The sequence below is a fragment of the Anaerolineaceae bacterium oral taxon 439 genome, from assembly GCA_001717545.1.
Taxonomy (GTDB): Bacteria; Chloroflexota; Anaerolineae; order Anaerolineales; family Anaerolineaceae; genus Flexilinea.
Map to the genome: position 1 here is coordinate 178,492 of CP017039.1, position 24,107 is coordinate 202,598.

The following is a 24,107-nucleotide window of genomic DNA, read 5'->3' on the forward strand; positions in this document are numbered from 1 at the left end:
CTACATATTCAGGTATCAGTAAACGCCAATGCGGCGGGATCGAGAATGATCCCGCCGCTTCTTACGTCAACAAATTCGATATGCGCTTTTTATTCTATCTGATTTATCCCGGGATTATCGCGTTGCATCAATGCCCGGATTTCGTCTGACGACGGCATTGCAACCGAAGTCCCGATTTTCTGGACAGATAACGCAGCCGCAGCGTTCGCAAATTTTACAGCTTCCATCAAAGAATCATCTTGAGAGAGCGAAGCCGCCAAAGCGCCGACGAAAGCGTCGCCAGCGCCCGTCGTGTCTGACGCGTTCACGCTGTAAGGGAAAAAGTGCGTCGCTGTCTCTGCCGTATAATAAATCGCGCCTTTTCCGCCCAGAGTAATAACAACATTACAGATATTCTTTTCAAATAAAATCCTGGCGGCTTCTACGGCCCCTGCGACAGAATTAACAGATACACCCGTCAACAATCCAGCTTCAATCTCATTCGGACAAATTAGAAACAATCCGTCAAGATAAGAATCTTCCAAAAATTGATAGGGAGCTGGATTGTAAATTATTTTTTTGCCCATACTTTTGCAAATATGGATAACCTGTTTCAATGCCGATACATTTATTTCGGATTGCAGGACCACAATATCGGCCATCTCTAAAGCAGGGACCATACCGGTAACCTCGTCAGCAGAGATCGTATCGCAAGCGCCCGGGAATACGGCGATCAGATTTTGACTGGTCCGATCGTCGACAATTATTAAGGCCGTCCCAGACGGTTCTGTTTCAGAAATGATCAAACGATCGGTAAAGATATGATTTTCCGCCAGATAATCAATCGCCAGGCGACCAAACGGATCATTGCCGATTTTCGAAATAAAATCTACCTCTGCGCCAGCCTTTTTCGCCGCAATACACTGATTAAAGCCTTTTCCGCCAGGCCCGACTTTGAAATATCGGCCTTTTACCGTTTCCCCAGGCTCAGGCAAATGCGGCGCGCGTCCCATTAAATCGGCCACATAACTCCCCACAACGAGGACTTTTTTACGCATAGCGGCCGCCTAATTAAATTTAGACAACTTCATCTTATTAACAAGGTATGCAACCAATTCCGCATGAACGTAATCAGGAAGATCAAAAGGATTCCCTGCCGCGCCATATTCATTACAGTACTTAGAAATCGTATCGTAATATAGCTGGAAAAACTCCGTTCCAACGTTGAATTTATTGATCCCATTTTTGAACGCCATATTTAATTGATCCTCCGGGATACCGCTTCCGCCGTGCAAAACCAAATACGTATCCGTCGCATGATTAATTTCAATCAAACGGTCGATATCCAGCTTCGGCGTCGACTTATAAACTCCATGCGCGCTGCCAATCGCAATCGCTAACGAGGTGATCCCTGTTTCATCGCTGAATTGCGCCGCAGTAGCAGCTTTCGTATACAGGTCGGAATTTCCCTCGTCAGAATGACTCGCAAATCCAACATACCCCAGCTCAGCCTCAACGTCAACGCCGAAAATTTCAGCTATCTCGACGACTTTTTTGGAATTTCTTATATTCTCCTCGATCGAAACGGTCGTTCCATCATACATGACCGACGTAAAGCCAGCTTTAATGGCTTCAAAAATATAATTAACGTCGCTGGAATGATCTAAATGCAGCGCCAGCGGAACGGTATACCGTTCCGCAATACCTTCGAACATCCCGACAAAAGCCCGTAAGTTCGAGACATGGTTCTTAATGCAATGTTCAGGATAAAGCATCACGATCGCAGGCGTATTCGCAATCTCCGCGGCGTGACATACGGCATAAACCGTATTGTAGTCAATACAATTAAAACCGATAACAGAAGTATTCGCTTCGTCCGCCATTTTTAACAACGTGCTTACTCTCTCTATTGCCATAATTCCTCCGGTTATATTTTTATTTATTTTTACTAAGATAAGACATCTTTTAACCCGCCAAAAATATAGGTTACCGATATAGCCCCCGGGTCCGGATATCCGATCGCGTCCAAACGAAAATTCTTCGCCCGTCCCCTTTTAGGTATCATTTCAACCGTAGCCTGCGCCCCCTGGAGAGAGGCCTTATACGCCCGTTCAAAGCATTCGCGCCGCGAACAGCCTTGAACCACTGCTTCCTGAAAAGCCCTGGAAGCGGGAATCAGCGCGTCAATCATCGTCTTGTCGCCTGATTGCGCTTTGCCCCTTTTCATGATCGAATCCGTTCCGCTCCGAAAAACCAGCGACATTTCGGATAACGTGATTTCTTTTTCATTTTGGAACTGAACTTTAGCGCCGCTGATAAAAAAACTTCCAAACAAGACCCCCGACGCTCCGCCCATTTTTTTCAGCAATTCCATCCCGGTCATGTAGAACAAATCCGGGACTGCTGTAAATGACTTTATATTGAGCAAGTCATAAACCGCTGAAAAGCCCCTTTTCATACCGGTTCCGTGATCGCCGTCGCCAATAATTGAATCAATTTCAGTTAAAACCGGCTCAGCTTCAACGATCAATTCACTTACCCGAATTAACGCTTTTTGGATTTCGCCTGCAGCTATCATTAACATCCTCTATCAAACCGTAAAATTATAGCCTTGAACCGGTTTAAGGAACCCTTTAATTCGATCATCAACGAATAAAAAAGAAATATTACAGCCCTTTCTATCAAACGTATCGAAAATATGACTGACCGTAATTCCGCCGCAATTAAGCTGGTTTCTTTCTAACGCGTTATAAACAGAACGAACTATCAGGTTTCCCTCCAACGAACTTAGCTGCCGAAAACGATTGACGCATACGTAACAGCCTGAACCGGCATTCCGATACTTAGCCGGGACATCCTCAAGAACCATACGGATCGCCGTATTTACAAATCCGTCGACAGTTGACATCTTTTCGGAGTAAGGAGCTTTCTCGCCGGAAAACCCCTCGCCATAAAACACATCTTCATGATCGTCAGATATCGTTACCGTAATTGAATGAAGACGATCGTTCACGTCCGAAAGCATCCTGTAAATATCGTTCAATGAAAAGCCGCTTTTCGCCATTTCCGCCGCAATTTTGATCAGGAAAACAATCCCGCACAGACCGCCCCGTTCCGATCGCGGCTCGCCTCTTGCGCTCAGAATATCATCAGAACAATAAATAGCTTTCGCGGCAATACCTTCATCGTTCAGCAACTCGGCAGCCATATCATTATTCAGAAAATCGCCAGTGAAATTATTGGCTAATAAAAGAATACCTTGTCCGCTCGATACAATTTTGCCTAATTCAAAGATGGAAAAAGCCGCAGGCGCGCAATTAAACTCGCCGTGCGCCATTCCGTCAGCTAAGCCGGGTCCGACGAATTCAGAGAATAACGGGCCTGCGCTGGCGCCCCCGCTCACGATTATTTTTACCCGATTCTCCAGTTCAACGTTTCGACAAAGCAAGTAGCTGCTATTCTCAGCCCAGGCTTTGAACGATCCCTTCTGGAGCAAACACAGGCTTTCCAAATTCTCTCGAAGTATCGAATCCCTGTTATTGCAGACTATTTTATCTGATTCCATATGCCCATCTTTCACTTCGCTCTGACGGCAGCCTTTCGGTCCCGCTGCATCTTATCAAACAAAACAGCGACAAGAATAATTACGCCCGTTATAACCTTCTGCCAATAAGAGGATATCTGGAGCAGATTCATCCCGTTATTAATGATAGCGATAATCGCCGCGCCTATGACCGCCCTGGCTACCGATCCTTTTCCGCCCGAAAGCGAAGTTCCGCCCAATACGGTCGCAGCAATCGCGTACATTTCATACCCCTCGGCTGAACCCGGCTGTCCGTTATTCAGCTTTGACGCAATACAGACGCCGCCCAAAGCGGCAAGTATTGAAGAAATCATGTAGGCCAAAACCTTAATCTTCTTCACGTTTACGCCGGATAAAAAAGCAACGGACTCGTTACTCCCCACGGCATATACATGCCGGCCGAAAACGGTGATCGTCAACAGCAAATGCATCAGGATCACAACCACAACCATAAAGATCGCGATATTCGGAAGAATCCCTAAAGGGAACTGCTCAGTTTCAATAATCCGCCCCGCGCCAATCCAGGAAAAATGATTGCTCAATCCATAAACCGGCTGACCATTCGTTACAACATACGCAAGACCGCGGGCAATATTCATCATAGCCAGAGTCGCAATCATGGGAACAACTTTTAAATAACCGACCATAATCCCATTAAACAGTCCGCAGATTGCGCCGATAAAAATTGCGCTCAGAACCTGGATCAGCAGCCCTTCGACAACGGAAATATCAGGAAAAAGCTTCGCGATAAATGTTGAAAAAATACCTGCGAACGCTGCGACGGATCCAACGCTGATATCAATTCCTCCTGTAATGATCACGAACGTAATTCCAGCCGCAATAATTACGTTAATTGACATTTGAGAAGTTATATTGATCAAATTATTGGGCTTGAGGAAAGTTTTATTCGAAAAACCGAAGAAAATAATCAGCAGGAATAAAACGATCAGCACGGCATTGTTGCTGATGAAATTTGAGATTTGATTCGTGTTCCGTTTCATCTTTTCCCTATATACGCTTTTCTATTTCATTTTCGACGATATAATCTTCTTTTAATCAAAACTCGCAAGCTCGATTATTTTCAGTTCGGTTGCGCTTGAGCCGTCCAATTCCCCTCTTATTCGTCCTTCCCGCATGACCAGAATCCGATCCGCAACGCCTAAAATCTCCGGCATTTCAGAAGAGACCATGAGAATACCGCCGCCGTTCGAAACAAAAGCATTCATAATTTTGTAAAACTCCGCTTTCGCATTAACGTCAATCCCGCGAGTAGGCTCGTCTAATAATAAGATCTCGGAATTCGCCGCCAGCCACCGGGATAAAATGACCTTTTGCTGATTTCCTCCAGATAGATTCCGTATGATCGAAGATACGCCGGGCGTTTTAATGCTTATTTTATTTATATACTCCTTCGTGACCTCCGTTTCCCACTTTGAATCAACAATTCCAGCTTTATTTTTATGATGACTCAGGCTCGGGAGAACCAAATTCGCCAGCACGGACTGATCCAGCATCAATCCCGTACGCCTCCGGTCCTCCGTAACTAAACCGATCTTATAGTCATTCGCTTCCCTCGGGTTATTCAGGGTAACTTCCTTGCCGCGAATAAAAATTTTCCCTTTATCAGGCTTCTTTACACCAAAGATACATTCAAGCACATCCGTCCGTTTTGAGCCAACCAAACCGGATATCCCCAGGATTTCGCCTTCGTATAATGTAAAAGATATGTTTTCAAAAACGCCGTAAATTGTTAAATCCTCGACGCGCAGCATTTCCTTTTTTCGAAGGTGTAAAGTCTTATCATAGTAGCTCGTAATTGTCCGCCCGATCATGTTAGCGACAACTTCTTTTTCGTTTGTATCGCGAATGTTTGAAGTTCGAATCAGGCAACCGTCCCGAAGAATTGTTACACGGTCGCATATTTCAAAAATTTCCTTCATCCGGTGAGATATGTAGATGATCGTGATGCCTTCTTGTTTCAGCTGCTGAATGATTTTAAATAAAACCTTGATCTCAGCTTCCGACAAAGATGAAGTCGGTTCATCCATGATGATGATTTTTGATTTACGGTTTATCACCTTCGCGATTTCAATGATCTGCTGCTCAGAGGCTGTCAACTCATCAGAGACTCTCCTGACGTCGATTCTTACGCCCATTTTTTCAAGAATGTTCTCAGATAACCGTTCCATAAGTTTACGATCCAGGAACGGCATGAAGCCTTTCATTCTTATTTCTTCGCCAAGATAAATATTCTCCGCGACCGTAAGATCTTTAGCAATGTTCAACTCCTGATGAATGATTGAGATCCCTTTTTCTAAAGCTTCCCGCGGCCGCTTAAACGCCGCCTCTTCGTTATCTAACGTTATGACGCCGGAGTCAGGAATATAAACGCCCGAGATAATTTTCATCAAAGTAGATTTCCCCGCCCCGTTTTCGCCTACGATCGCGTGAACCTCCCCTTTGTAAAAATCGATCGACACATGATTCAGCGCTTTTACGCCGGGAAAAGCCTTGGAAATATTTGACAGGGATAGAATAGGCTCATTCGTCATCGCGGATCCTTCTGAAAAATATGGGATGCCGTTCTGTTTTTCTGCAACGGCATCCCGCAAATCGATTTACTACTTCTTTAACGTTTCGGCCGTAATAATAAACGGATCGATCGGGATTAAGGCAGAATCAACTTTACCAGTTGTCAAATACTTCAGGATCTGTTCGCAAATTGTCTTTCCGATCAACGCAGGATTTTGCGAAATCTCCGAAACCCAATATTTACCATCGTTTTCAACATCCTCGATAGCCGTAATTGCTTCAGGATTCCCGTCGAAACCAACGATCAACGTTTTAGCGTTGGCAGCTTTAATCGCGCCAAGCGCGCCGGTGCAGGCTGGATCGCCCGCGCAGAATACAGCGCCTAAATCCGGATCCTGCGTCAGCCAATCCTGCATCAATGAAAAGGCAACGTTCGCGTCCCCCTGGTAATTTCCAAAGAATTCATACTCAATGTCATCCTGATCTTTAATAACTTCTTCAAATCCCTTTTGCCGATCCAGGACCGAAGAAGACGCCGGGTTGCCGATCATCGCGCAGGTCTGCCCCGGTTTCAATAAGCGAAGAACTTCCTTCGCCCCGAGTCTTCCACCTTCAACGTTATCGGTTCCAGCGTGGCAAATAATATCTTTGCTTGTCGAAGCCGGGGAGTCAAACGTAAATACTGGGATTCCCGCTTTCTGCGCAGCTTCAATCGCAGGAGCAACGCCCCCCGCGTCTACCGTTGCCAACGCGATCGCGTCTACCTCCAACGAAACTAAATTTTGTATGTGATTAGACTGAATATTCGCGTCTAATTCGCCGTCGTAAACTAACGGCTTGATACCCAGCTCTTCGCATGTTTCCATAATCGATTTTTCAATCAAATTATAAAAAACATGTTCCCGCGACCCCACGATAAATCCGACGGTTGGCTCTTCATCCGCGTAAGCGGAAAACACCCCTGAAAAAAGTAAACAAACAACTAATAAAACAACATAAATCCTTTTCATCCTATTCTCCTTTTCTTACTGATTAAACACCGACAACACAGCTGAAAAATTTTCCCTGACACCTCCTTTTTGAACCGATTCAGCCAGTTAGGCTTTCTTAATTTTGCTTATTTTTTTGTTTGCTTTCATATTCTAACATATGCCAAGATAAATGAAAGAATCCGAATGTCATAAAATCTACAGAACCGTAATAATACAAACATGATGTTTGTCGTGAAGCACGAGTATTAACGACGCTTTGATCATTTTTGACAACCCACGGTAAAGATGTGAGCTGGAAAAGGATCCGATCCAATTTCCCCACCACCGCCGCTGTCTACCTGTATCAGGCGGACAACGACGACGAGTGGGGAGAGATCCGATTTGATTTTGAAAAAGGAACGGCGGAGATCGTCCGGCTGGTTGAATGGGACACAGTAAAATCCAACGTCTTTGCAAGGACAGCAATCCGGGATATCCAGAGCTTGTCGGAGGTGCGGCCGCTGAAAGAAATTGTTGTGCTATTTGAGCAAGGACGATAGTTTTCACAAATATATAACGAGATTCAAGCAAGCACTTGATTTATTTCGCAGAATCTGATAGACTCATTCTATGAATCCTGGCGAATGCACAGAAACGGATGTCGTGTCTTGAACGAAGAAAAGAAAACCGAAAAGAGAAGGGAAATCATCGGCGTCTGCCTTGACTGCTTTGTTGAAAAGGGGTTGACCGTTACCACGACAAAAGACCTCTGTACGGCGGCAAAGCTGCAAAACGGCGGCATCTATTATTACTTCTCCACCAAAGAAGAAATCGTTCTTGCTTGTGTCGAGGAAGCGATCAGCCGAATTGAAAAAGGTGCGTTCAACATCGTGCTGGAAGATATCAGCGACATCAAAAGCATGATGAACCATCTTGGCGAACTGGCGGATAAAATGTCGCCGACCATGCGCTTTCTGGTCAGTGTCTGCGTGTCGCGGGAATACGGAGAAAAGGTAAAGCCTTCCCTCGTTCGGCTTGCGGCAAGATATCCCTATTACACAGGCAGAATTGCGGAGATTCTCGGCTGTTCTGACGAAGAGGTTGAGCCATTCGCTCATCTACTGATTCTTTCTATCAACAATTATATGATATTTGCCGAGCGGGCGCTGTTTGGCCCGCAGATCGAGGCGGTCAAAAAAGAGCTGTTGAGGCTTGGCGCAAGAAAGAAAAAAAAGGAGGGAGATCAATAAGCGTCGCACAGAAAAAGTAAAAACACAAAGTTTCAAGTAATAATCTGAATTATAAAAGGATAAACAGGAAGAACAAAATGAAAAAGATACTTGCAATACCTCTATCGGCGCTCACGCTGCTTTCCAGCGGACTTCTTTTCATCTGCTCTGCCGAAAAAATACAGCCGGATGCAGACGCCGTGTGGAAAATGGTCAGCGAGGCGTACATCTATGCGCTCCCACTGGTGCTCACGAACGCAACCAAAACATTATCGACCAATACGGACGGGACCATGGAAAGCCGTGCGCCTGTCAATCAGTTCAACCACGCAGAAAAGCTGGCGGACGCCTCTTTCCGCACCGTCGTGACGCCGAACGTCGATACGGTCTATTCACAGGCCTGGCTCGACATCAGCGCAGAACCCATGATCTACGTCCTGCCGGAAACGGATCGTTTCTGCAACGTGCAGCTTCTGGACGCATGGACGAACACCGCTGCCGTGCTGGACAAGGCTGGCGCATACGCCATCGCACTTCCAGGTTGGGAGGGTGAACTGCCCGACGGCGTAACGCGCGTAGACGTGCCGACCGCAACGGTATGGTCGATCGCCCGCGTTGTGCTGTCCGGGGACGAGGACCTCCCCAATGTTTATGCCATTCAGGAGCAAATGCAGCTTCTTCCTCTCTCGGCCTATGGTCAGGAGGGAACATACACTGCGCCAGTGGGAACGTATGCGAAAGAAAATGAGTTTGTTCCCGTAAAAAAGGTCCTTTCCATGACACCGGCGGAATTTTTCAATACGGCAAACGCGCTGATGCAGGTCAATCCGCCCGCCGAAGCTGATGCGGAACTGCTGAAAAAGCTCTCCACCATCAACGTGGGAGCTGGCATGAGCTTCGATGCTTCCATTCTCGGAGAGAACGCCGCAGAACACTGGACGCAGATGCTCCAGGAGCTTCGCGCCACGCTTACTGCCGACGGCGTAAAGTATGCACAGAAGCTCGGCCAGTGGATCTATTACGGCAAGCCTATCGGCGACTTTGGGGCGGAGTATACCTACCGCGCTTTGGTGGCGCTGGTGGGACTGGGAGCCAACACGGTGGATGTAGCGATCTATCCCAAGACCGAAGTGGATGAAAACGGCGCAGCGCTGAGCGGAGAAAAGACCTATACGCTCCACTTTGAATCCCTGCCTCCCACACTGGAAAGGGGCTTCTGGTCTGTGACCGCATATGGTGGGAATGACTTTCTCATCGACAATCCAATCAATCGCTACTGCATCAACGACCGCTCTGCGTTCAAGTTGAACGAGAACGGGACGCTGGATATTGTCCTGTCGAAGGAAGCGCCGGAGGATACCTCCAACTGGCTGCCTGTCTCTGACGGGGAATTTCATCTATTCATGCGAATTTATGTGCCGGATATGGCTGCGTTGGATACGTGGCAGCCACCCGCCATTCGCGAACAATAGGAAAACAGAGGAAGAAAAAATTATGAAACGCATCACATCTACACTTCTCATATCGGCGCTGCTACTGTCCTGCGCTGCCTTCACACAAATTGGAAATTTAGAGCAGAAGACAAAACAAACAGACCTCGGACTGACCACTGAAGTAAAACCCGCTACGGAGTTTACAGCAAAGGCAAATGCCGCAGTCTATGACGAACTCGACTTCGATGACAAGCAGGAATACGAGTTCGCCACCCGCGGCCTGATCGACGCTCCGGAAACGCTGGAGCTGAAGGACGAAGACGGGAAGATCCTATGGAGTCAGGAAGCCTATGCGTTTCTGGATGACTACGAAAAAGCGCCCGACAGCGTGAACCCCAGCCTTTGGGAGAACACGAAGAACAATCATGCCTATGGACTTTTTGAGGTGACTGAGGGTATCTATCAGGTTCGCGGCTACGACATGTCAAACCTCACGGTTGTCAAGGGAGATACGGGCTGGATCGTCTTCGACACGCTGATGAGCGTGGAGTGCAGCCAGGCCGCCATGCAGCTGATTGAAAAAAATCTGGGCAAGTTCCCAGTCAAAGCCGTCATTATTTCCCATTCCCACGTCGACCATTTCGGCGGCATTGCCGGCGTGATGGCAAAAGAGAACAAGGCGGACGAGACGCTTTCCATTGAGGAGCAGCTTGCCAGCGGTAAGATCCCCGTCATCACTCCTGTGGACTTTACCGAGCACTCTGTGAAGGAAAACGTCTATGCTGGCAGGGGTATGGGTCGCCGCAGTAATTACCAGTACGGCGTCCTGCTGACCCCCGGCGTGACCGGCAAGCTGGCGCAGGGCATCGGCATGGGGCAATCTACCGGTACAGTGTCGTTCATCACGCCCAGCTATGAGATTAAGAAATCCGGCGAAAAGCTGACGATCGACGGCGTGGAACTGGAATTTCAACTCACACCGGGCACAGAAGCCCCCGCCGAAATGAATACGTGGCTGCCGCAGTATCATGCGCTGTGGATGGCGGAAAACTGCACCGGAACGCTCCACAACCTCTATACGTTGCGCGGTGCTGAGGTTCGCGACGGCGCGGCATGGGCAAGCTATATCACCGAGGCAATTTCCCTCTACGGGAAGGATGTGGAAGTCACCTTCCAGTCTCACAACTGGCCGCACTGGGGCAACGAAGTGGTGAATGATTATATGGTCAACACTGCGGCAGTATATAAGTATATCAACGATCAGACTCTGACCTATATCAACCAAGGCTACACAAGCGATGAGATTTCCAACATGATCAAGCTGCCGGAGGCGCTGAACAAAATCTGGTACACCCGCCAGTACTACGGGACGGTTGCACATAACGCCAAGGCGGTCTATCAGAAGTTCATGGGCTGGTATGACAGCAATCCCGTCAATCTGAACCCCCTCATGCCCAGTGACAGCGCGAAGAAATGGGTGGAGTATCTGGGCGATACCGATAAGGTGCTGCAAATGGCAAAGGCAGACTTTGACAAGGGCGAGTACCAGTGGGTAGCCGAGGTCACGAACACTATCGTTTTTGCCGATCCGACGAACACCGACGCACGGATGCTGTGTGCTGACGCGCTGGAGCAGCTGGGGTATCAGGCGGAGTCCGGCCCGTGGCGCAACGAGTACCTGACTGGCGCGCAGGAGCTGCGCCATGGCAATGCCAATTTCACCGCTTCCACCAAGAGCACTGATGACATGGTCAAGGAGCTTTCCGCACCTATGCTGTTTGACTATATGGCCATCGTTATGGATAAGCAGGCGTTTGCAGACTACGACTTTACTATGAATGTGACGCTGCCCGACTTAGGCGAGCAGCATATGCTCCGCGTAAAGAACGGCGTGCTGCTGGTATACGCAGATACGCTGTCCGACGGGGCAGACGTGTCCATCACCTGCCCGAAGAACGCACTCTTTGCGATCCTGACCAACAATCAGGAAGCGGTCGCGCAGGCTGTCAAGGTCGAGGGCAACGCCGAGCTGCTGACGCTGATGATGGAGAATATGAACCAGTTCCCGGTCGGCGAAAACAATCCGTTCAACATTATCGAGCCGTAACGGCTTTATCGGTCGAACACACACAACATTAATAGAACGGGGCTGCTGCAGAAAGCCGTAAAAGCTTTCATACAGCAGCCCTTTGCGAATACATCCGGTTCAGTTAATTCTGAAGATATCTCCTGTATATTAAAATATCAATAATTTCGAACTCATTTTAAATGACGATATTTGCAGCGCAATATAGAAAATCCATCTGTTTCCGTAGGCAGACAGATTTTCCTTTGCCTTATGGTCATTCAGCACGCCATAATCCATCAGCCGACAATAATAAGATTGGATTACTTCCTTTTTGAACCGATTCAGCCAATCAGGTTTTCTTAATTTTGCTTATTTTTTTGTTTGCTTTCATATTCTAACATATGCCAAGGTAAATGAAAGAATCCGAATGTCATAAAATCTACAGAACCGTAATAATACAGACATGATGTTTGTCGTGAAGCACGAGTATTAACGACGCTTTGATCATTTTTGACAACCCACGGTAAAATTGAAAACACAATGTTTCCAACTTTTTTGTAATTATCGCGAAAAAAATCGGAAACGAGGATGCCAGATGCTTGCCGAAGAACGAAAAATAAAAATTATAGAATTACTGTCGCATCAAAATACGATTTCAGTGAATGAGATCGGGAAGGTTCTTAACGCAACAAGCGTAACAATCCGAAAAGATCTATCGGAATTAGAGTCCGAGGGAAAATTACAGCGGATTCACGGCGGAGCGATTGCGATTGAAAAAGTCGGGGAAATCTTTAAAGATAAAGACTTGGAAATCCGCGCGCCGAAAGAAAAAAAAGCGATAGCCAGATATGCCTATGGGTTCATTGAAAATAACGACACAATCCTGCTGGATTCGTCTACGACGGCCAGAGAATTAACAAAACTGATCCAGACGGGCGGCAAGAAAAACCTGACGATTTTCACGAACTCGATCTATAACGCGATGATCCTATCAGAGAACGAAAGCTGCAATTTAGTGATGATCGGAGGCACAATTAATCCCTCCTTACGCTTTGCGACCGGTCATTTCTCCGAAGATTTCATATCGCGGGTACGAGTCGACAAGTGCTTCCTGGGGACCAATGGTATCGACAGAGAGTTTGGATTTTCCGTGACAAATATAGAAGACGCAAGCTTAAAACGAAAAATGGTCGAGTCTTCCAGGCAGCTTTATATATTAGCGGATTCGTCAAAATTTAACAAAGTCTACCTGATGACCTTTGCAAAATTTAACGAATCGCTTACCGCATTGATAACCGATTCAAAAATTTCAAACCAGATTATCCAACAATACAATCCGATTTGCAACCTGCTGTTAGCTCCGATCGCAAATTAACCTCTTTATAAAAATCGTTCGCGTTTTCATTTATTAACTATTTGCGTCTGGTTCCATGGTCATTATCTGAACGTTTGTAATATATTTATCCCGATCCTTCTCGACAAACTGATCGATGACATTGAAGTTGATCAGCTCGTCGGCAAAGCGTCCCTCCGGAACCGCCCGCCGCATCCGCGACGCCGTCTCCCCGATCGTTTCGTACGATCCGCAATGATACCCGCAGAGATACTTCCCCGCCGGAATCGTGAGCACCTGCGTATCCGTTTTCATAACCCAATCCCGCTCATCGTAAGACTGCGTCGACGAATAAATCAGCGCCCCGAACGTCTTCCCGCCCGCAGCGTCGTAAAACGCGATCGTCGGGAAAAAATAGAACGAATCGTCCCGATACAGCGTATCTTCGACCCCCAGCCGGATATACTCCCGATCCGGGAACTCGATAACGCGTATCTCGCTCAGGTCCCCGATTTTTTCGATCTCACGCTCGATAAACTGAATCTTCCGCTGGATAATATGATCCGTCTTCAACAGCTCGTCAACCTGCCGCTGGATCTCGCTGGAACGCTTCTTCAGGATTTCCAAAGACGAATCCGACGTCAGGTTATCAAAATACCCCTGAATATCGGACAGAGAATGCCCGATCCGGCGCATGTAACGGATCGAGGCCAGCTTATATACCTGGTCAAACGTATAGAAACGCCGTCCGGTCCAGGCGTCCCGAAAAGCAGGTTTAAACAAGCCGATCGTATCGTAAAACCGGAGCGTCTGAACGTTCAGCCCGAAAAGCTTGCTGAACTCGCCGACCGTATACCGTTCTTTCATTTCATCACACAACCCTTTCTATCGGCTGCCGCGCTGATACGGAACGCCCAGCGCCGCCGGATCCGCGTTCTTTCCCGCCGAGAAAAACAGGACGAAAACCGCGGCAATATACGGAAGAATCGAAAACGCCTGCGACGGGATCGGGATATTCATCGTCTGAAGCTGGAACTGAATCGCATCGGCGAACCCGATAATCAGCGCGGAAAGGAAGATCCGGACCGGTTCGCGCCGTCCGAGGATCACTGCGACAATCGCCATGTAACCCTTCCCGCGCGTAATATCCTCCATGAAAAAACCCAGCTGCGCCAGGGTAAAATACGCCCCTGCCAGTCCGCCCAAAACCCCATTCGCCAGACACGCAGCATATCGAACGCGGTAAACGTTCAGCCCGGCGGTATCCGCGGCGCGGGGATGTTCCCCCACCGCGGTAATGATAACGCCCCATTCCGTTTTCCGATACAAAAACAGGAAAACGAAAATCAGGACCATCGTCAGATACACAAAAATATTATGTGAAAACAGGACCGTCCCCAGAAACGGAATCCGGGAGAGAAGCGGAAGCGGAAAACTCTGAACCGTGGAACACTGCGGCAGAACCGAGCTCCGGCCAAACGATAGAAGGAAAAGAAACCCGGTCAGCCCCAGCGCGAAAAAATTCAGCGCCAGCCCGACGATCGTCTGATTCGCGCGGAACCGGATACAAAGCAGCGCATGGATCATCGCGATAACCGCGCCGGCCAGAATTCCCGCTGAGATCCCCAACGCTAAGCTATCGGTAAAAAACGTCGTGATAAAAGAAGCGAACGCGCCGCAGAGCATAATCGCTTCCAGCCCCAGATTCAGGATCCCGGCGCGCTCCGAAAGCGCTTCGCCCAGTCCGGCGATCGTCAGCGGCGCCGCCATGCGAATACAGGCCGCAAGGATATTTTCGATGAATAAAATCGCCGCCGTCATGCTACCCCCTCTTCTTCCTTCTTCTCCAGCGCCGAAATAAAAGCGTCCTTAGCCATCAGCAGCAGCACGATCGCGCCCAAAATAATCGACGAAATCGCGGACGGAACGTTCCCAGCGCGCTGCATCGACAGCGAACCGACCTGAATCGCGGAAATCGCCAGCCCGGAAACGATAATACCTGACGGATGATTCTTCCCCAACAGCGCGACAATCACCGCCAGATACCCGTAGCCGGGCGAAATTCCTTCGATCAGGTGATGATGCAGCCCGGTTATTTCGACGAACCCCGCGATCCCTGCAAGGCCCCCGCTGACCATCGACGTAAACAGGATCGTCCCAGCGACCGATACCCCGGCGCACTGGCACGCGCGCGGGTTCATCCCAACCGCGCGAACCTTGAACCCGATCGCCGTGTAATAAATCAGGACGTACGAAACCAACGCGCAGGCAATCGCGATCAGGAAACCGCTATGCAGCCGAGTTCCCGGGATTAACACGCTCAGCTCCGCCGATTTCGGGAGATCCGGCGAAACGGGAAAATAATTCGCCGGATCTTTAAGAACCGTCTGAAGCGTGATCCCGACGATTCCGATCGCGATATAGTTGAACATGATCGTATTGATCACCTCGGAAATCCCGAACTTCGCCTTCAGCACCCCGGGGATCAGCGACCAGACGCCGCCGGAAAGAAAGCTGAGCAGGAAGCAGGCCGTCAGCAGGAGCGGACGGGGCAGCGCCGGAAACGACAGCGCGGCGGCCGTCGCGGCGATCGCGCCGATATACAGCTGACCTTCCGCGCCGATACTGATAAATCCGCTCTGAAACGCGAAGGAAACGCCGAGCCCGGCTAAAATCAGCGGCGTCGCCTTTACGAAAACCTCGGAGACCGCGTACGACGACCCGCTGATCCCGCGGAGAAACCCGCCGAACGCGACGTCGAACCGGCTTCCCGAAAGATAAACCAGAACGACCGTCAGCCCCGCGGCAATCGCGGCGATCAGCAGCAGCGCGATCAATTCGTTTTTTCTCCGACGTTTAGAAAACCTGCGATCCATCGTTCCGTTCCCTCTCGCTCATTTTTTCCCAGCCATCATCAGCCCAATCGCGGTCAGATCCGGATTTTCTGAATTCTCGAAAAGCCCCATGATCCTCCCGTCATACATCACGGCGATCGTATCGCTCAGCGCCAGAATCTCTTCCAGGTCCGCGGAAATCAGGAGGATCGCCGCGCCCTTCCCCCGCTCGATTATCAGCCGCTCACGAACGAACTCGGAAGCGCCGACGTCGAGACCGCGGGTCGGCTGCGCCGCGACAATCAGCCGCGGAGAATCGCCCAATTCCCGGGACAGGATAATCTTCTGCTGATTTCCGCCGGAAAGATAACGGACCGGGACCGTGAGATCGTCTGCTTTAATCTGATACTCGGCCTTTTTTTCCAACGCCAACCGTCGGACGCCAGAAAAATCGACGAATCCCGCGCGCCGGTACGGACCGCGATCGCAATATTTAAGCAGCATGTTATCCAGAATCCCGGCGTCCATCAGCAAGCCGTCATGATGACGGTCCTCGGAAATATAAGCGAGCCCCAGCTCGCGCCGCTCCCGAACCGTCTTTCGGCTCAGCTCCTCGCCGCCAAATCGAACTGTTCCGCTTTGAACCCGGCGCAGCCCGACCACAACCTCCGCCAACTCCCTTTGCCCGTTGCCCTCAACGCCGGCGACGCCGAGGATCGACCCGCACGGGACGGTCAGCGCAACGTCCCGAAGACGGGAGGACCCGCCCTTCGTCAGCGAAACGCGATCCAGTACCAGCCCGGCCCCGGCCGGCGCAGGAACCGGATCATTCCGCCTTCGCTCCGCCAGCTTCCTCCCGATCATCAATTCCGCAAGGCGCGTCTCGTTCAGCGTGGAAATCGGATACGTCCCGACGCTCTCCGCGCTGCGCATGACGGTCACCTGATCCGCGATTTTCATGACCTCCGGGATTTTATGCGTAATCAGGACGACGGAACAGCCCGCCGCTTTTAACTTCCGTAAAACGTCGAAAAGCTTCTCCGTTTCCTGCTGCGTCAGGACCGCCGTCGGTTCGTCCAGGATCAGCATCCGCGCGTCCCGGAACAGCAGCTTCATAATTTCGACGCGCTGCTGTTCCCCCACGGAAAGCGTCCCGACCTTCGCGCCAACGTCGATCGGAAGCCCGTAACGACCAGACAGCGCTTTCAGGCGGCGATCGATCCCGGCGCGATCCGTCAACGGGAACCCCTTTTCTTTCAATCCCAACGTAATATTTTCGGAAACGGTCAGCGACGGGACCAACATGAAATGCTGATGGACCATGCCGATTCGCATCGCGATCGCGTCCTTCGGCGACTCGAAACGCGCTTCTTTACCTTCGACGAATATCCTGCCTCCGTCCGGCCGGTACAGGCCGTAAAGAATATTCATCAGCGTCGTTTTTCCAGCGCCGTTCTCGCCCAGAAGCGCATGAATTTCGCCGGCTTCCACGTTCAAATTAACGTTCCGGTTCGCGTATTTTCCGAAGAACCTCTTTTGAATGTTTTCCATTCGCAGCATCATCGTCATTTTTCTCCCCATGGAAGCCGGCCCCAATTCCGTTTCAGCGCGCTATTTCGACGGCGTTTCGATCACGGGAACGACGAACTCGCCCTTTCGGATCGCTTCCTTTTTCTCCGCGATCCGGTTCTTCAAATCCTGCGGAATCTTATCTTCAAAGTTCCCATACCCGGTTATATCGACGACATCCTCCGCGAGGCCAAGATGATAAATACCGCCATGGAAAGCGTTCTTTTTAACCTGCTCTACGCCGGTCAGGATCACCTTCGGCATCCGGTAAACCGTCGACGCCATGACCGTATCCGGCGCAATACTGCTCTGGTCAAACGAATTCCCACAGGCCAGCAGATTATTTTCCTGCGCGGCGACAATAACGCCGTTTCCCGCCTGATTGGCGACATGGTACAGGACGTCGGCGTTCTGTCGGACCATGCTCAGCGCGGCTTCTTTCCCCAGCGAAGCGTCGGTAAACGAGTTGACGTAAATTTCAAGAACCCTGACCTCCGGATCGATTTCGGCCGCCCCAAGCTTGAACGCCTCCAGCTCCTTCGTGATCGACGGCTGCTCAAAGCCGCCGACGACCCCGATCACCTTCGTCGCGCTCATCCCAGCGCACAACATCCCCATCAGATACGCGCCCTGTTCGCAGCTCATTACGTAAGACGCCATGTTCTCCGATTCGGAATTCGACTCGGTCGACATGAAAAACGCCTTCGAAAAATCGCCGGAAACCTTCTTCGCCGGCTCGCCGAACTGATACCCATGCCCGATGATCAGGTTATATCCCTGCGCGGCGTAATCGCGGAACGCCGCTTCGGAGTCCGCGATACTGACGTTTTCCATCGTCGAAATCGAAACGTCGTATTCCTTCTCCGCCTCGTTCAGCCCCTCAAGCGCCGTCGCGTTCCAGCCCTGATCGTTCGCCGGCCCCGACAGGATCAGCGCGACCTTCAGCGTTTCCGGCGCAGCCGCCTCCCCGTCTTCCGTCGCCTTCGGCGCAGCGCCGCAGCCGGCAAGCAGCCCGACAGCAAGCGCCGCCGTCAAAAACAGCCCAACCCATTTCGTCTTCATCTTTTCCTCCAATTTAATAGTTTTTAAAAATACTGACGGAACGGGCCCCGGATGACCCGATCGCAGACCGCTTCGCCCGCCCGGGCAATCTCGGGCTCATCGATCCCCGTCAGCTTCCCATCCTGATAAACGACTTTCCCGCCGACCATCGTCAACCAGACGTTATCCGTCCTCCCAACGCGGGCCAGCAAATTCTTCGGATCATGCAGCGTACCGGAGAGCTCCGGAACGTCCGTATCGATCATGAATAAATCAGCGCATTTTCCAACCTCAAGCGACCCCAGATCGGATCGGCCCAGCGTCTTCGCGCCACCGACCGTCGCCAGCTTCAGAATCTCATACGGCGTAACGCAGCCCCCGCGCGCTTTGCAGTGCCAGGCTTGCATCAGGTATCCCATCCGCATCGTATCCAGCAGGCTCGACGAATCGTTCGTCGCCGACCCATCACAGCCAAGGCTCACGTTGACGCCCGTCGATACCAGTTCGCGAAGGTCCAGGATCGGGAATCCGCCGAGAATCGCCGGACCGGGGCAGTGCGAAACGCCGCTTCCGGCCCTCGCCAGCTTCCGGACCTCGTCCATCGTCCCTTCCCAGAAATGCGCGAACCAGACGTCCTCGCCGATAAACCCGATCTCTTCGCACCAGTCCAGCGTGCGCTTTCCCCAGCGCTGCGTCATGATCCCGTTTTCCCCTTCGCCGAGATGCGTATGCAGCCGGACGTTCCTCGCCCGCGCCAACCGGACGCTCTCGGTAAACGTGTCGAGGTACGAATTGATCGGCTGGCAGGGGGCGATCACCACTTGACGCATCGAGCCAGGATTCGGGTCATGATACGTATCGATCAGCCGCTCGCAGTCGGCAATAAACGTATCCGTCGTCTCCAGCATCTCGTCCGGGATCGTGCTGCCCTCGGATCGCGGGAGCGTATTCGTCCCCCGTCCGGCGTGATAGCGGATCCCGAGCAGCTCCGCAGCGGCCATCTGCCGGTCGACCGGCCCCGTCCCCGTCTTCTTCGTGAAACAGTATTGATGATCAAACGCACAGGTACAGCCATGTTTAATCAGGTCCGACAGCGCGGTCAGCGTGCTGAAATAAATGACGTCGTTATCGATAACCTGAAAGACGCGATAGATTTTATCGATCCAATCGACGACCGTCAGGTTCGGATAATCGATCGCCAGCGTATTGCGGACGAACGTCTGGAAAAAATGATGATGCGTATTGATCAGCCCGGGATAAATAAACTTCCGCGACGCGTCGATCGTTTCCGCGCCCTCCGCGGAAAGACCGGCCCCGATTTCGGCGATAAACCCGTTCCGAATCAAAATATCGCAGCCGCGGTAAACCCGATCCGCCGGATCACAGCTTACAATCGCTTCAGCGTTCTTCAACAGGACTGTCTTCTTCATAATAAGCGACTCCTTTTCAGCCCGGATAGATTATTTCAGATGGCTCTATTCTATAACTTATAGTTACGATAAGTTCAAGCCCGATCCGAACAAGCCCGCGTTCCTGAAAAAAAGAAGCGGAACAATATCATGCGTTGTCACAAAGAAAACATGATAAACGTCAACAGACCCCAACGCAGCCCCCGGACAGCAGAAAATCAGTCCCGCTTTTAATACGTTCCTAAACTTGAATTGATACAAATCATGCCGCGTTCATCCTGAAAAGGGAAAACAGTATGGTAAAAAATAATCAGCATTGGATGATTGAATGCGATTTGATGAATTTTATTGAGGTGAACCTATGGGATTTAACTTATCCGTATCGATCTGGGGCGCGTTTATCGGCGGGCTGTTTTCGTTCTTCAGCCCATGCATTATTCCGCTTCTCCCAGTCTACGTCAGTATTCTAACCGAAACCGGCGGCCCCCAGAAGGCGAATTCAGGAGCGAACCGTGTCCTGAACTCGCTCCTTTTCGTTCTCGGCGTCGGCGCGAGCTTCGCTGTTCTCGGCTTCGGGTTCGGAACCGTCAGCGCGTTCGTTTCCCAGCGCGCCGTCTCGGTCGCCGCCGGCTTGCTGATCGTCCTGATGGGCGTCAGCCAGATGGGCCTGATTCATCTTCCGGTTTTTGACCGCTTCAGCGATCAGAGCGGAAAAATTGAAGCGCGCGGCGGACCGTTCCGTTCGTTCCTGCTTGGGCTGCTCATGTCGATCGGCTGGATCCCCTGTATCGGCCCGATCCTGGCGTCGATCCTTTTCCTGAGCGGAACGAGCGGCTCCGCGCTCCAGGGCGGCGGTTACATGCTGATCTATATTACAGGCTTCGCCGTTCCATTTTTAATAATCACGATTTTTTCAGACTATTTCCTGACAAAAATCAGGAAAATTCATCCGTACCTGCCGCTGATTAAGAAGATCGGCGGCGCGCTCCTGATCTTAATAGGGTTGACCCAGGCTTTCAACGTACGGATCGGATAGTCAACCGTAAATTCAAATCGAAAGGCATTAAAGGTAAAATAAACGCATGAAAACACAACTCAGAACATACCGTCGATCCCTCCCGTTCCTGATCCTCGCGGGAGTTCTCCTGATCCTGGCGGGCCTGACGGCCGGCTGCTCAACGGACGGAGCGAAAAGCCCGGCCGCTGGCGGCGCTCCCGTTTCCAACGACACGTCCACGGAAGCAAAACCCAGCGACGACGCCGAAGTCAATTCGGATAACGGCGCGATCGACCTCCTCGATTTAGACGGAAACCGGTTCCGCTTATCGGAATACCGCGGTAAAAAAGTTTACATGAAATTCTGGGCGTCCTGGTGCACGGTCTGCCTCGCCCGGCTGGAAGAAGTCGAAAAATTAGCGAACGATGCCGGTCTCGATTTCGAAGTCGTGACCGTCGTTTCGCCGGGCTACGGGCAGGAGCTCGATCTGGAGAATTTCCGGAAATGGTTCGCGAAACAGGAACATAACAGGTTCCCCGTCCTGATCGACGAGGGCGGAAAGCTGGCAAAGTGGTACGGGGTCCGCGGCTATCCGACGTCGTTTTTTATCGACCCCGAAGGCGCGGTCAAAGTCTTCCAGGGCGATCTCAGCGGCGACATGATCCATCAGGTTTTCGCGTCGGAGATGATGAACCGAGAGCCCGAAACGGAGGATGACTGACATGACCCATCCAACCGCATCGCAGAGCGCAGCGACGAAAAAGATTTATTTAGCCGGCGGGTGCTTCTGGGGCGTCGAGGCTTATTTCCAGAGCGTCGACGGCGTCGTGGAAGCAGTTTCAGGCTACGCGAACGGTAAGACCGAAAATCCGCGCTATGAAGACCTGATTTACCATAACAGCGGACACGCGGAGACCGTCGAAGTGACCTACGACCCGAGCCGGATCAGCCTCGACGAGCTCCTTCGCCATTACTTCCGGATCATCAACCCGGTCAGCCGAAACCGGCAGGGGAACGACGTCGGCACGCAGTACCGCACCGGCGTTTACTACACCGATACCGCCGATCTTCCCACAATCGAGGCGCGGATCGCCGCGGAACAGGAAAAATACGACCAGAAGATCGCTGTCGAGGTCAAACCGCTCGAACAGTTCTTCCAGGCCGAGGAGTATCATCAGGATTACCTGATCAAGAATCCGAACGGCTACTGCCATATTGATTTAGGCCTCGCCGAAAAACCGCTCGAAGCCGAAACTCCGATCCCGACTCCGATCCAGAGCACGCCGGCGTATTCGAAGCCCGACGACGCAGAGCTCAAAGCGACGCTCAGCCCGGAGAGCTGGAAGGTTGTCCGGGAAAACGGGACGGAACGGCCGTTCTCGAGCCCGCTTTGGGACGAGGACGGGGACGGGATCTACGTCGACGTCACGACCGGCGAACCGCTTTTCAGTTCGCAGGATAAATTCGAATCCGATTGCGGCTGGCCGAGCTTTTCGAAGCCGATCGACGAACGGGTCGTCGATTATCATGAAGATCGCTCGTACGGAATGAACCGGACCGAAGTCCGAAGCGTGACCGGCGACGCGCATCTGGGGCACGTCTTCGAAGACGGACCGAGCGAATTCGGCGGGCTGCGTTACTGTATCAACGGCGCGTCGCTCCGTTTCATCCCGAAAGAAGACCTCGAAGCCGAAGGTTACGGCGCCTACCGATCGCTCTTTGACGAAAAATAAACCCGGGCCTCCGGGGAATCAGCGAAAAAAAAGGAAACGTTCGGTTTCCTTTTTTTTCGCGTCCGGATAAAAAATTCCGCTGCGATCGATAAACTTTCAGGCGCCCCGCGAACGGAAGAACCGTCTTCCCGCCCGCCGGCGCTTCGATCGGTCCGAATTAATTCTACAGGAGTTTTCGACAATTCGCCTCAGGCGCATTCACCTCAGGATAGATTCCAATCCGAAAACGCCTTTAAGCCATGCGCAGGGTCAGCCGGCGATAGCTTATAATCAATGCCGAAAGAGCGGGAACGCGGTAGAATCTTATTATAAACTGACGATGGAGATTCAATATGGAGGCGATCTCGTTTGAGTAACTATCAACCGCCTTTTCACCTGACGGATAAGATGACCTCTCTGATCGCGGAGATCAGCGAGCAGGTCGGTTTGATCACGATTTTACAGAAGGGAACGATCAGCCCACGCCTGCGCCGGGAGAACCGCATCCGCACCATCCACAGTTCGCTTGCGATTGAGCATAATTCGTTGTCGCTGGAACAGGTGACGGCAATCCTGAACGGCAGGCGCGTTCTCGGCAATCCCAACGAAATCAAAGAGATTCTGAACGCATATGAAGCCTATGAACTGATGCTGCGGTTGGACCCTGCTTCTGTAGAAGATCTCTTGCATGCGCATCGGCTGATGATGAACGGATTGATCCCGGAAAACGGCAGGTTCCGTTCCGCTGGCGTGGGTGTATTTAACGCCGAAGGACTGATTCACCTGGCGCCTCCCGCGAAATTTGTGTCAGAACATATTCATAACCTCTTTGACTGGTACCAGCGGTCTGAACTGCACCCGCTGATTAAAAGCGCCGTCTTCCATTATGAATTCGAATTCATCCACCCCTTCGCGGACGGCAACGGCCGCATGGGACGGATGTGGCATTGTCTTCTGCTGGGCAAGTGGAAAGAACTGTTCTTCTGGCTACCGATTGAGGAATTAATCCGATCCAGGCAACAGGAATACTACGCGGCGCTCGGCGCCGCGGACGCGCAGGCAGACAGCGCGGGCTTTGTAGAATTGATGCTCGAAATCATCCGGGACAGCCTGAGAGAGACAACGGTTGTTGGTCATGGGACCGACCAAGACAGCGACCCAGTAAGCGATCAAGATAAAACGCCCGTGGGCAGGCTGCTGTCGGCGCTCGGGAAAGACACGTTGTCTGCCGCGGAGCTGATGCAGCGGCTCCGACTATCGCACAGGCCGACTTTCCGGAAGAACTACCTGAATCCCGCGCTGGATCAGCATCTCATAGAACGCACGATCCCGGATAAGCCGAACAGCAAAAATCAGAAATACCGGAAGGCTGGATAAGCTGGGACTTAAAGCGGTAAAATCTTATTATCAATTGACG

23 protein-coding genes are annotated in these 24,107 nt (G+C 51.1%); 9 read left to right on the forward strand and 14 right to left on the reverse strand.

The window, feature by feature from the left end; genetic code table 11:
* Positions 1–89: 89 nt before the first annotated feature.
* From BEQ56_00880 to BEQ56_00910, 7 genes are all read right to left on the reverse strand, one after another.
* The gene (locus tag BEQ56_00880) at positions 90–1,037 is read right to left on the reverse strand and encodes a ribokinase (GenBank protein ID AOH42163.1); all 948 of its coding nucleotides are present in this window, start codon (positions 1,035–1,037) and stop codon (positions 90–92) included.
* A gap of 9 nt (positions 1,038–1,046) precedes the next feature.
* Positions 1,047–1,895 (reverse strand): fructose-bisphosphate aldolase, encoded by an 849-nt coding sequence (locus BEQ56_00885; GenBank protein AOH42164.1) that lies wholly within the window; start codon positions 1,893–1,895, stop codon positions 1,047–1,049.
* A 32-nt stretch (positions 1,896–1,927) separates the two neighbouring features.
* A complete protein-coding gene (locus tag BEQ56_00890) occupies positions 1,928–2,563 on the reverse strand; it encodes a dihydroxyacetone kinase subunit L (protein AOH42165.1) in 636 nt (211 codons plus the stop codon).
* Between the two features lie 6 nt (positions 2,564–2,569).
* Positions 2,570–3,475, reverse strand: coding sequence for a hypothetical protein (locus BEQ56_00895; protein ID AOH42166.1), 906 nt, complete (start codon positions 3,473–3,475; stop codon positions 2,570–2,572).
* Between the two features lie 80 nt (positions 3,476–3,555).
* Positions 3,556–4,563, reverse strand: coding sequence for a hypothetical protein (locus BEQ56_00900; GenBank protein AOH42167.1), 1,008 nt, complete (start codon positions 4,561–4,563; stop codon positions 3,556–3,558).
* Positions 4,564–4,614: 51 nt separating this feature from the next.
* Positions 4,615–6,114 carry a D-xylose ABC transporter ATP-binding protein gene (locus BEQ56_00905; GenBank protein AOH44336.1) on the reverse strand — a complete coding sequence of 500 codons (1,500 nt, stop codon included), beginning with the start codon at positions 6,112–6,114 and terminating at the stop codon, positions 4,615–4,617.
* A gap of 69 nt (positions 6,115–6,183) precedes the next feature.
* On the reverse strand, positions 6,184–7,104 hold the full coding sequence (locus tag BEQ56_00910; GenBank protein ID AOH42168.1) for a hypothetical protein: 921 nt from the start codon (positions 7,102–7,104) through the stop codon (positions 6,184–6,186).
* 284 nt (positions 7,105–7,388) lie between these two features.
* Between BEQ56_00910 and BEQ56_00915 the strand changes: the two genes are divergently transcribed.
* The 5 genes from BEQ56_00915 (at position 7,389) to BEQ56_00935 (ending at position 13,170) form a co-directional block, all read left to right on the forward strand.
* Positions 7,389–7,625: a hypothetical protein gene (locus tag BEQ56_00915; GenBank protein ID AOH44337.1), complete on the forward strand. Its 237-nt coding sequence runs from the start codon at positions 7,389–7,391 to the stop codon at positions 7,623–7,625.
* A gap of 108 nt (positions 7,626–7,733) precedes the next feature.
* Positions 7,734–8,315 carry a hypothetical protein gene (locus BEQ56_00920; protein ID AOH42169.1) on the forward strand — a complete coding sequence of 194 codons (582 nt, stop codon included), beginning with the start codon at positions 7,734–7,736 and terminating at the stop codon, positions 8,313–8,315.
* Between the two features lie 179 nt (positions 8,316–8,494).
* Positions 8,495–9,766 (forward strand): hypothetical protein, encoded by a 1,272-nt coding sequence (locus tag BEQ56_00925; protein AOH44338.1) that lies wholly within the window; start codon positions 8,495–8,497, stop codon positions 9,764–9,766.
* 22 nt (positions 9,767–9,788) lie between these two features.
* Complete coding sequence (locus BEQ56_00930; GenBank protein AOH42170.1) at positions 9,789–11,834, forward strand: hypothetical protein; 2,046 nt, start codon at positions 9,789–9,791, stop codon at positions 11,832–11,834.
* A gap of 556 nt (positions 11,835–12,390) precedes the next feature.
* Entirely contained in the window at positions 12,391–13,170 is a 780-nt protein-coding gene (locus BEQ56_00935; GenBank protein AOH42171.1) for a hypothetical protein, read from the forward strand.
* A 33-nt stretch (positions 13,171–13,203) separates the two neighbouring features.
* On the opposite strand, the gene BEQ56_00940 is transcribed toward BEQ56_00935, so the two are convergent.
* Genes BEQ56_00940 through BEQ56_00965 form a run of 6 tightly spaced genes read right to left on the reverse strand, consistent with a single transcriptional unit; the run spans position 13,204 to position 20,002 of the window.
* The gene (locus BEQ56_00940) at positions 13,204–13,995 is read right to left on the reverse strand and encodes a hypothetical protein (protein ID AOH42172.1); all 792 of its coding nucleotides are present in this window, start codon (positions 13,993–13,995) and stop codon (positions 13,204–13,206) included.
* 18 nt (positions 13,996–14,013) lie between these two features.
* Positions 14,014–14,949, reverse strand: a complete 936-nt coding sequence (locus BEQ56_00945; protein ID AOH42173.1) for an ABC transporter permease — start codon at positions 14,947–14,949, stop codon at positions 14,014–14,016.
* Entirely contained in the window at positions 14,946–16,004 is a 1,059-nt protein-coding gene (locus tag BEQ56_00950; GenBank protein AOH42174.1) for an ABC transporter permease, read from the reverse strand. The genes BEQ56_00945 and BEQ56_00950 overlap by 4 nt, the downstream gene beginning before the upstream one ends.
* Before the next feature lie 18 nt (positions 16,005–16,022).
* A complete protein-coding gene (locus BEQ56_00955; protein ID AOH44339.1) occupies positions 16,023–17,525 on the reverse strand; it encodes a heme ABC transporter ATP-binding protein in 1,503 nt (500 codons plus the stop codon).
* A gap of 48 nt (positions 17,526–17,573) precedes the next feature.
* Positions 17,574–18,593 carry a BMP family ABC transporter substrate-binding protein gene (locus tag BEQ56_00960; GenBank protein ID AOH42175.1) on the reverse strand — a complete coding sequence of 340 codons (1,020 nt, stop codon included), beginning with the start codon at positions 18,591–18,593 and terminating at the stop codon, positions 17,574–17,576.
* Positions 18,594–18,616: 23 nt separating this feature from the next.
* Positions 18,617–20,002 carry an amidohydrolase gene (locus BEQ56_00965; protein ID AOH42176.1) on the reverse strand — a complete coding sequence of 462 codons (1,386 nt, stop codon included), beginning with the start codon at positions 20,000–20,002 and terminating at the stop codon, positions 18,617–18,619.
* 340 nt (positions 20,003–20,342) lie between these two features.
* On the opposite strand from BEQ56_00965, the gene BEQ56_00970 reads away from it, so the two are divergent.
* Genes BEQ56_00970 through BEQ56_00980 form a run of 3 tightly spaced genes read left to right on the forward strand, consistent with a single transcriptional unit; the run spans position 20,343 to position 22,711 of the window.
* A complete protein-coding gene (locus tag BEQ56_00970) occupies positions 20,343–21,017 on the forward strand; it encodes a hypothetical protein (protein AOH42177.1) in 675 nt (224 codons plus the stop codon).
* A 46-nt stretch (positions 21,018–21,063) separates the two neighbouring features.
* Positions 21,064–21,699: a hypothetical protein gene (locus BEQ56_00975; protein AOH42178.1), complete on the forward strand. Its 636-nt coding sequence runs from the start codon at positions 21,064–21,066 to the stop codon at positions 21,697–21,699.
* 1 nt (position 21,700) lies between these two features.
* Positions 21,701–22,711 carry a peptide methionine sulfoxide reductase gene (locus BEQ56_00980; protein AOH42179.1) on the forward strand — a complete coding sequence of 337 codons (1,011 nt, stop codon included), beginning with the start codon at positions 21,701–21,703 and terminating at the stop codon, positions 22,709–22,711.
* Here BEQ56_00980 and BEQ56_00985 read toward each other — a convergent pair.
* Positions 22,684–22,893, reverse strand: coding sequence for a hypothetical protein (locus tag BEQ56_00985; GenBank protein ID AOH42180.1), 210 nt, complete (start codon positions 22,891–22,893; stop codon positions 22,684–22,686). The two genes, BEQ56_00980 and BEQ56_00985, sit on opposite strands and share 28 nt — an antisense overlap.
* Positions 22,894–23,098: 205 nt before the next feature.
* On the opposite strand from BEQ56_00985, the gene BEQ56_00990 reads away from it, so the two are divergent.
* Positions 23,099–24,067, forward strand: coding sequence for a cell filamentation protein Fic (locus tag BEQ56_00990; protein AOH42181.1), 969 nt, complete (start codon positions 23,099–23,101; stop codon positions 24,065–24,067).
* Positions 24,068–24,107: the final 40 nt, after the last annotated feature.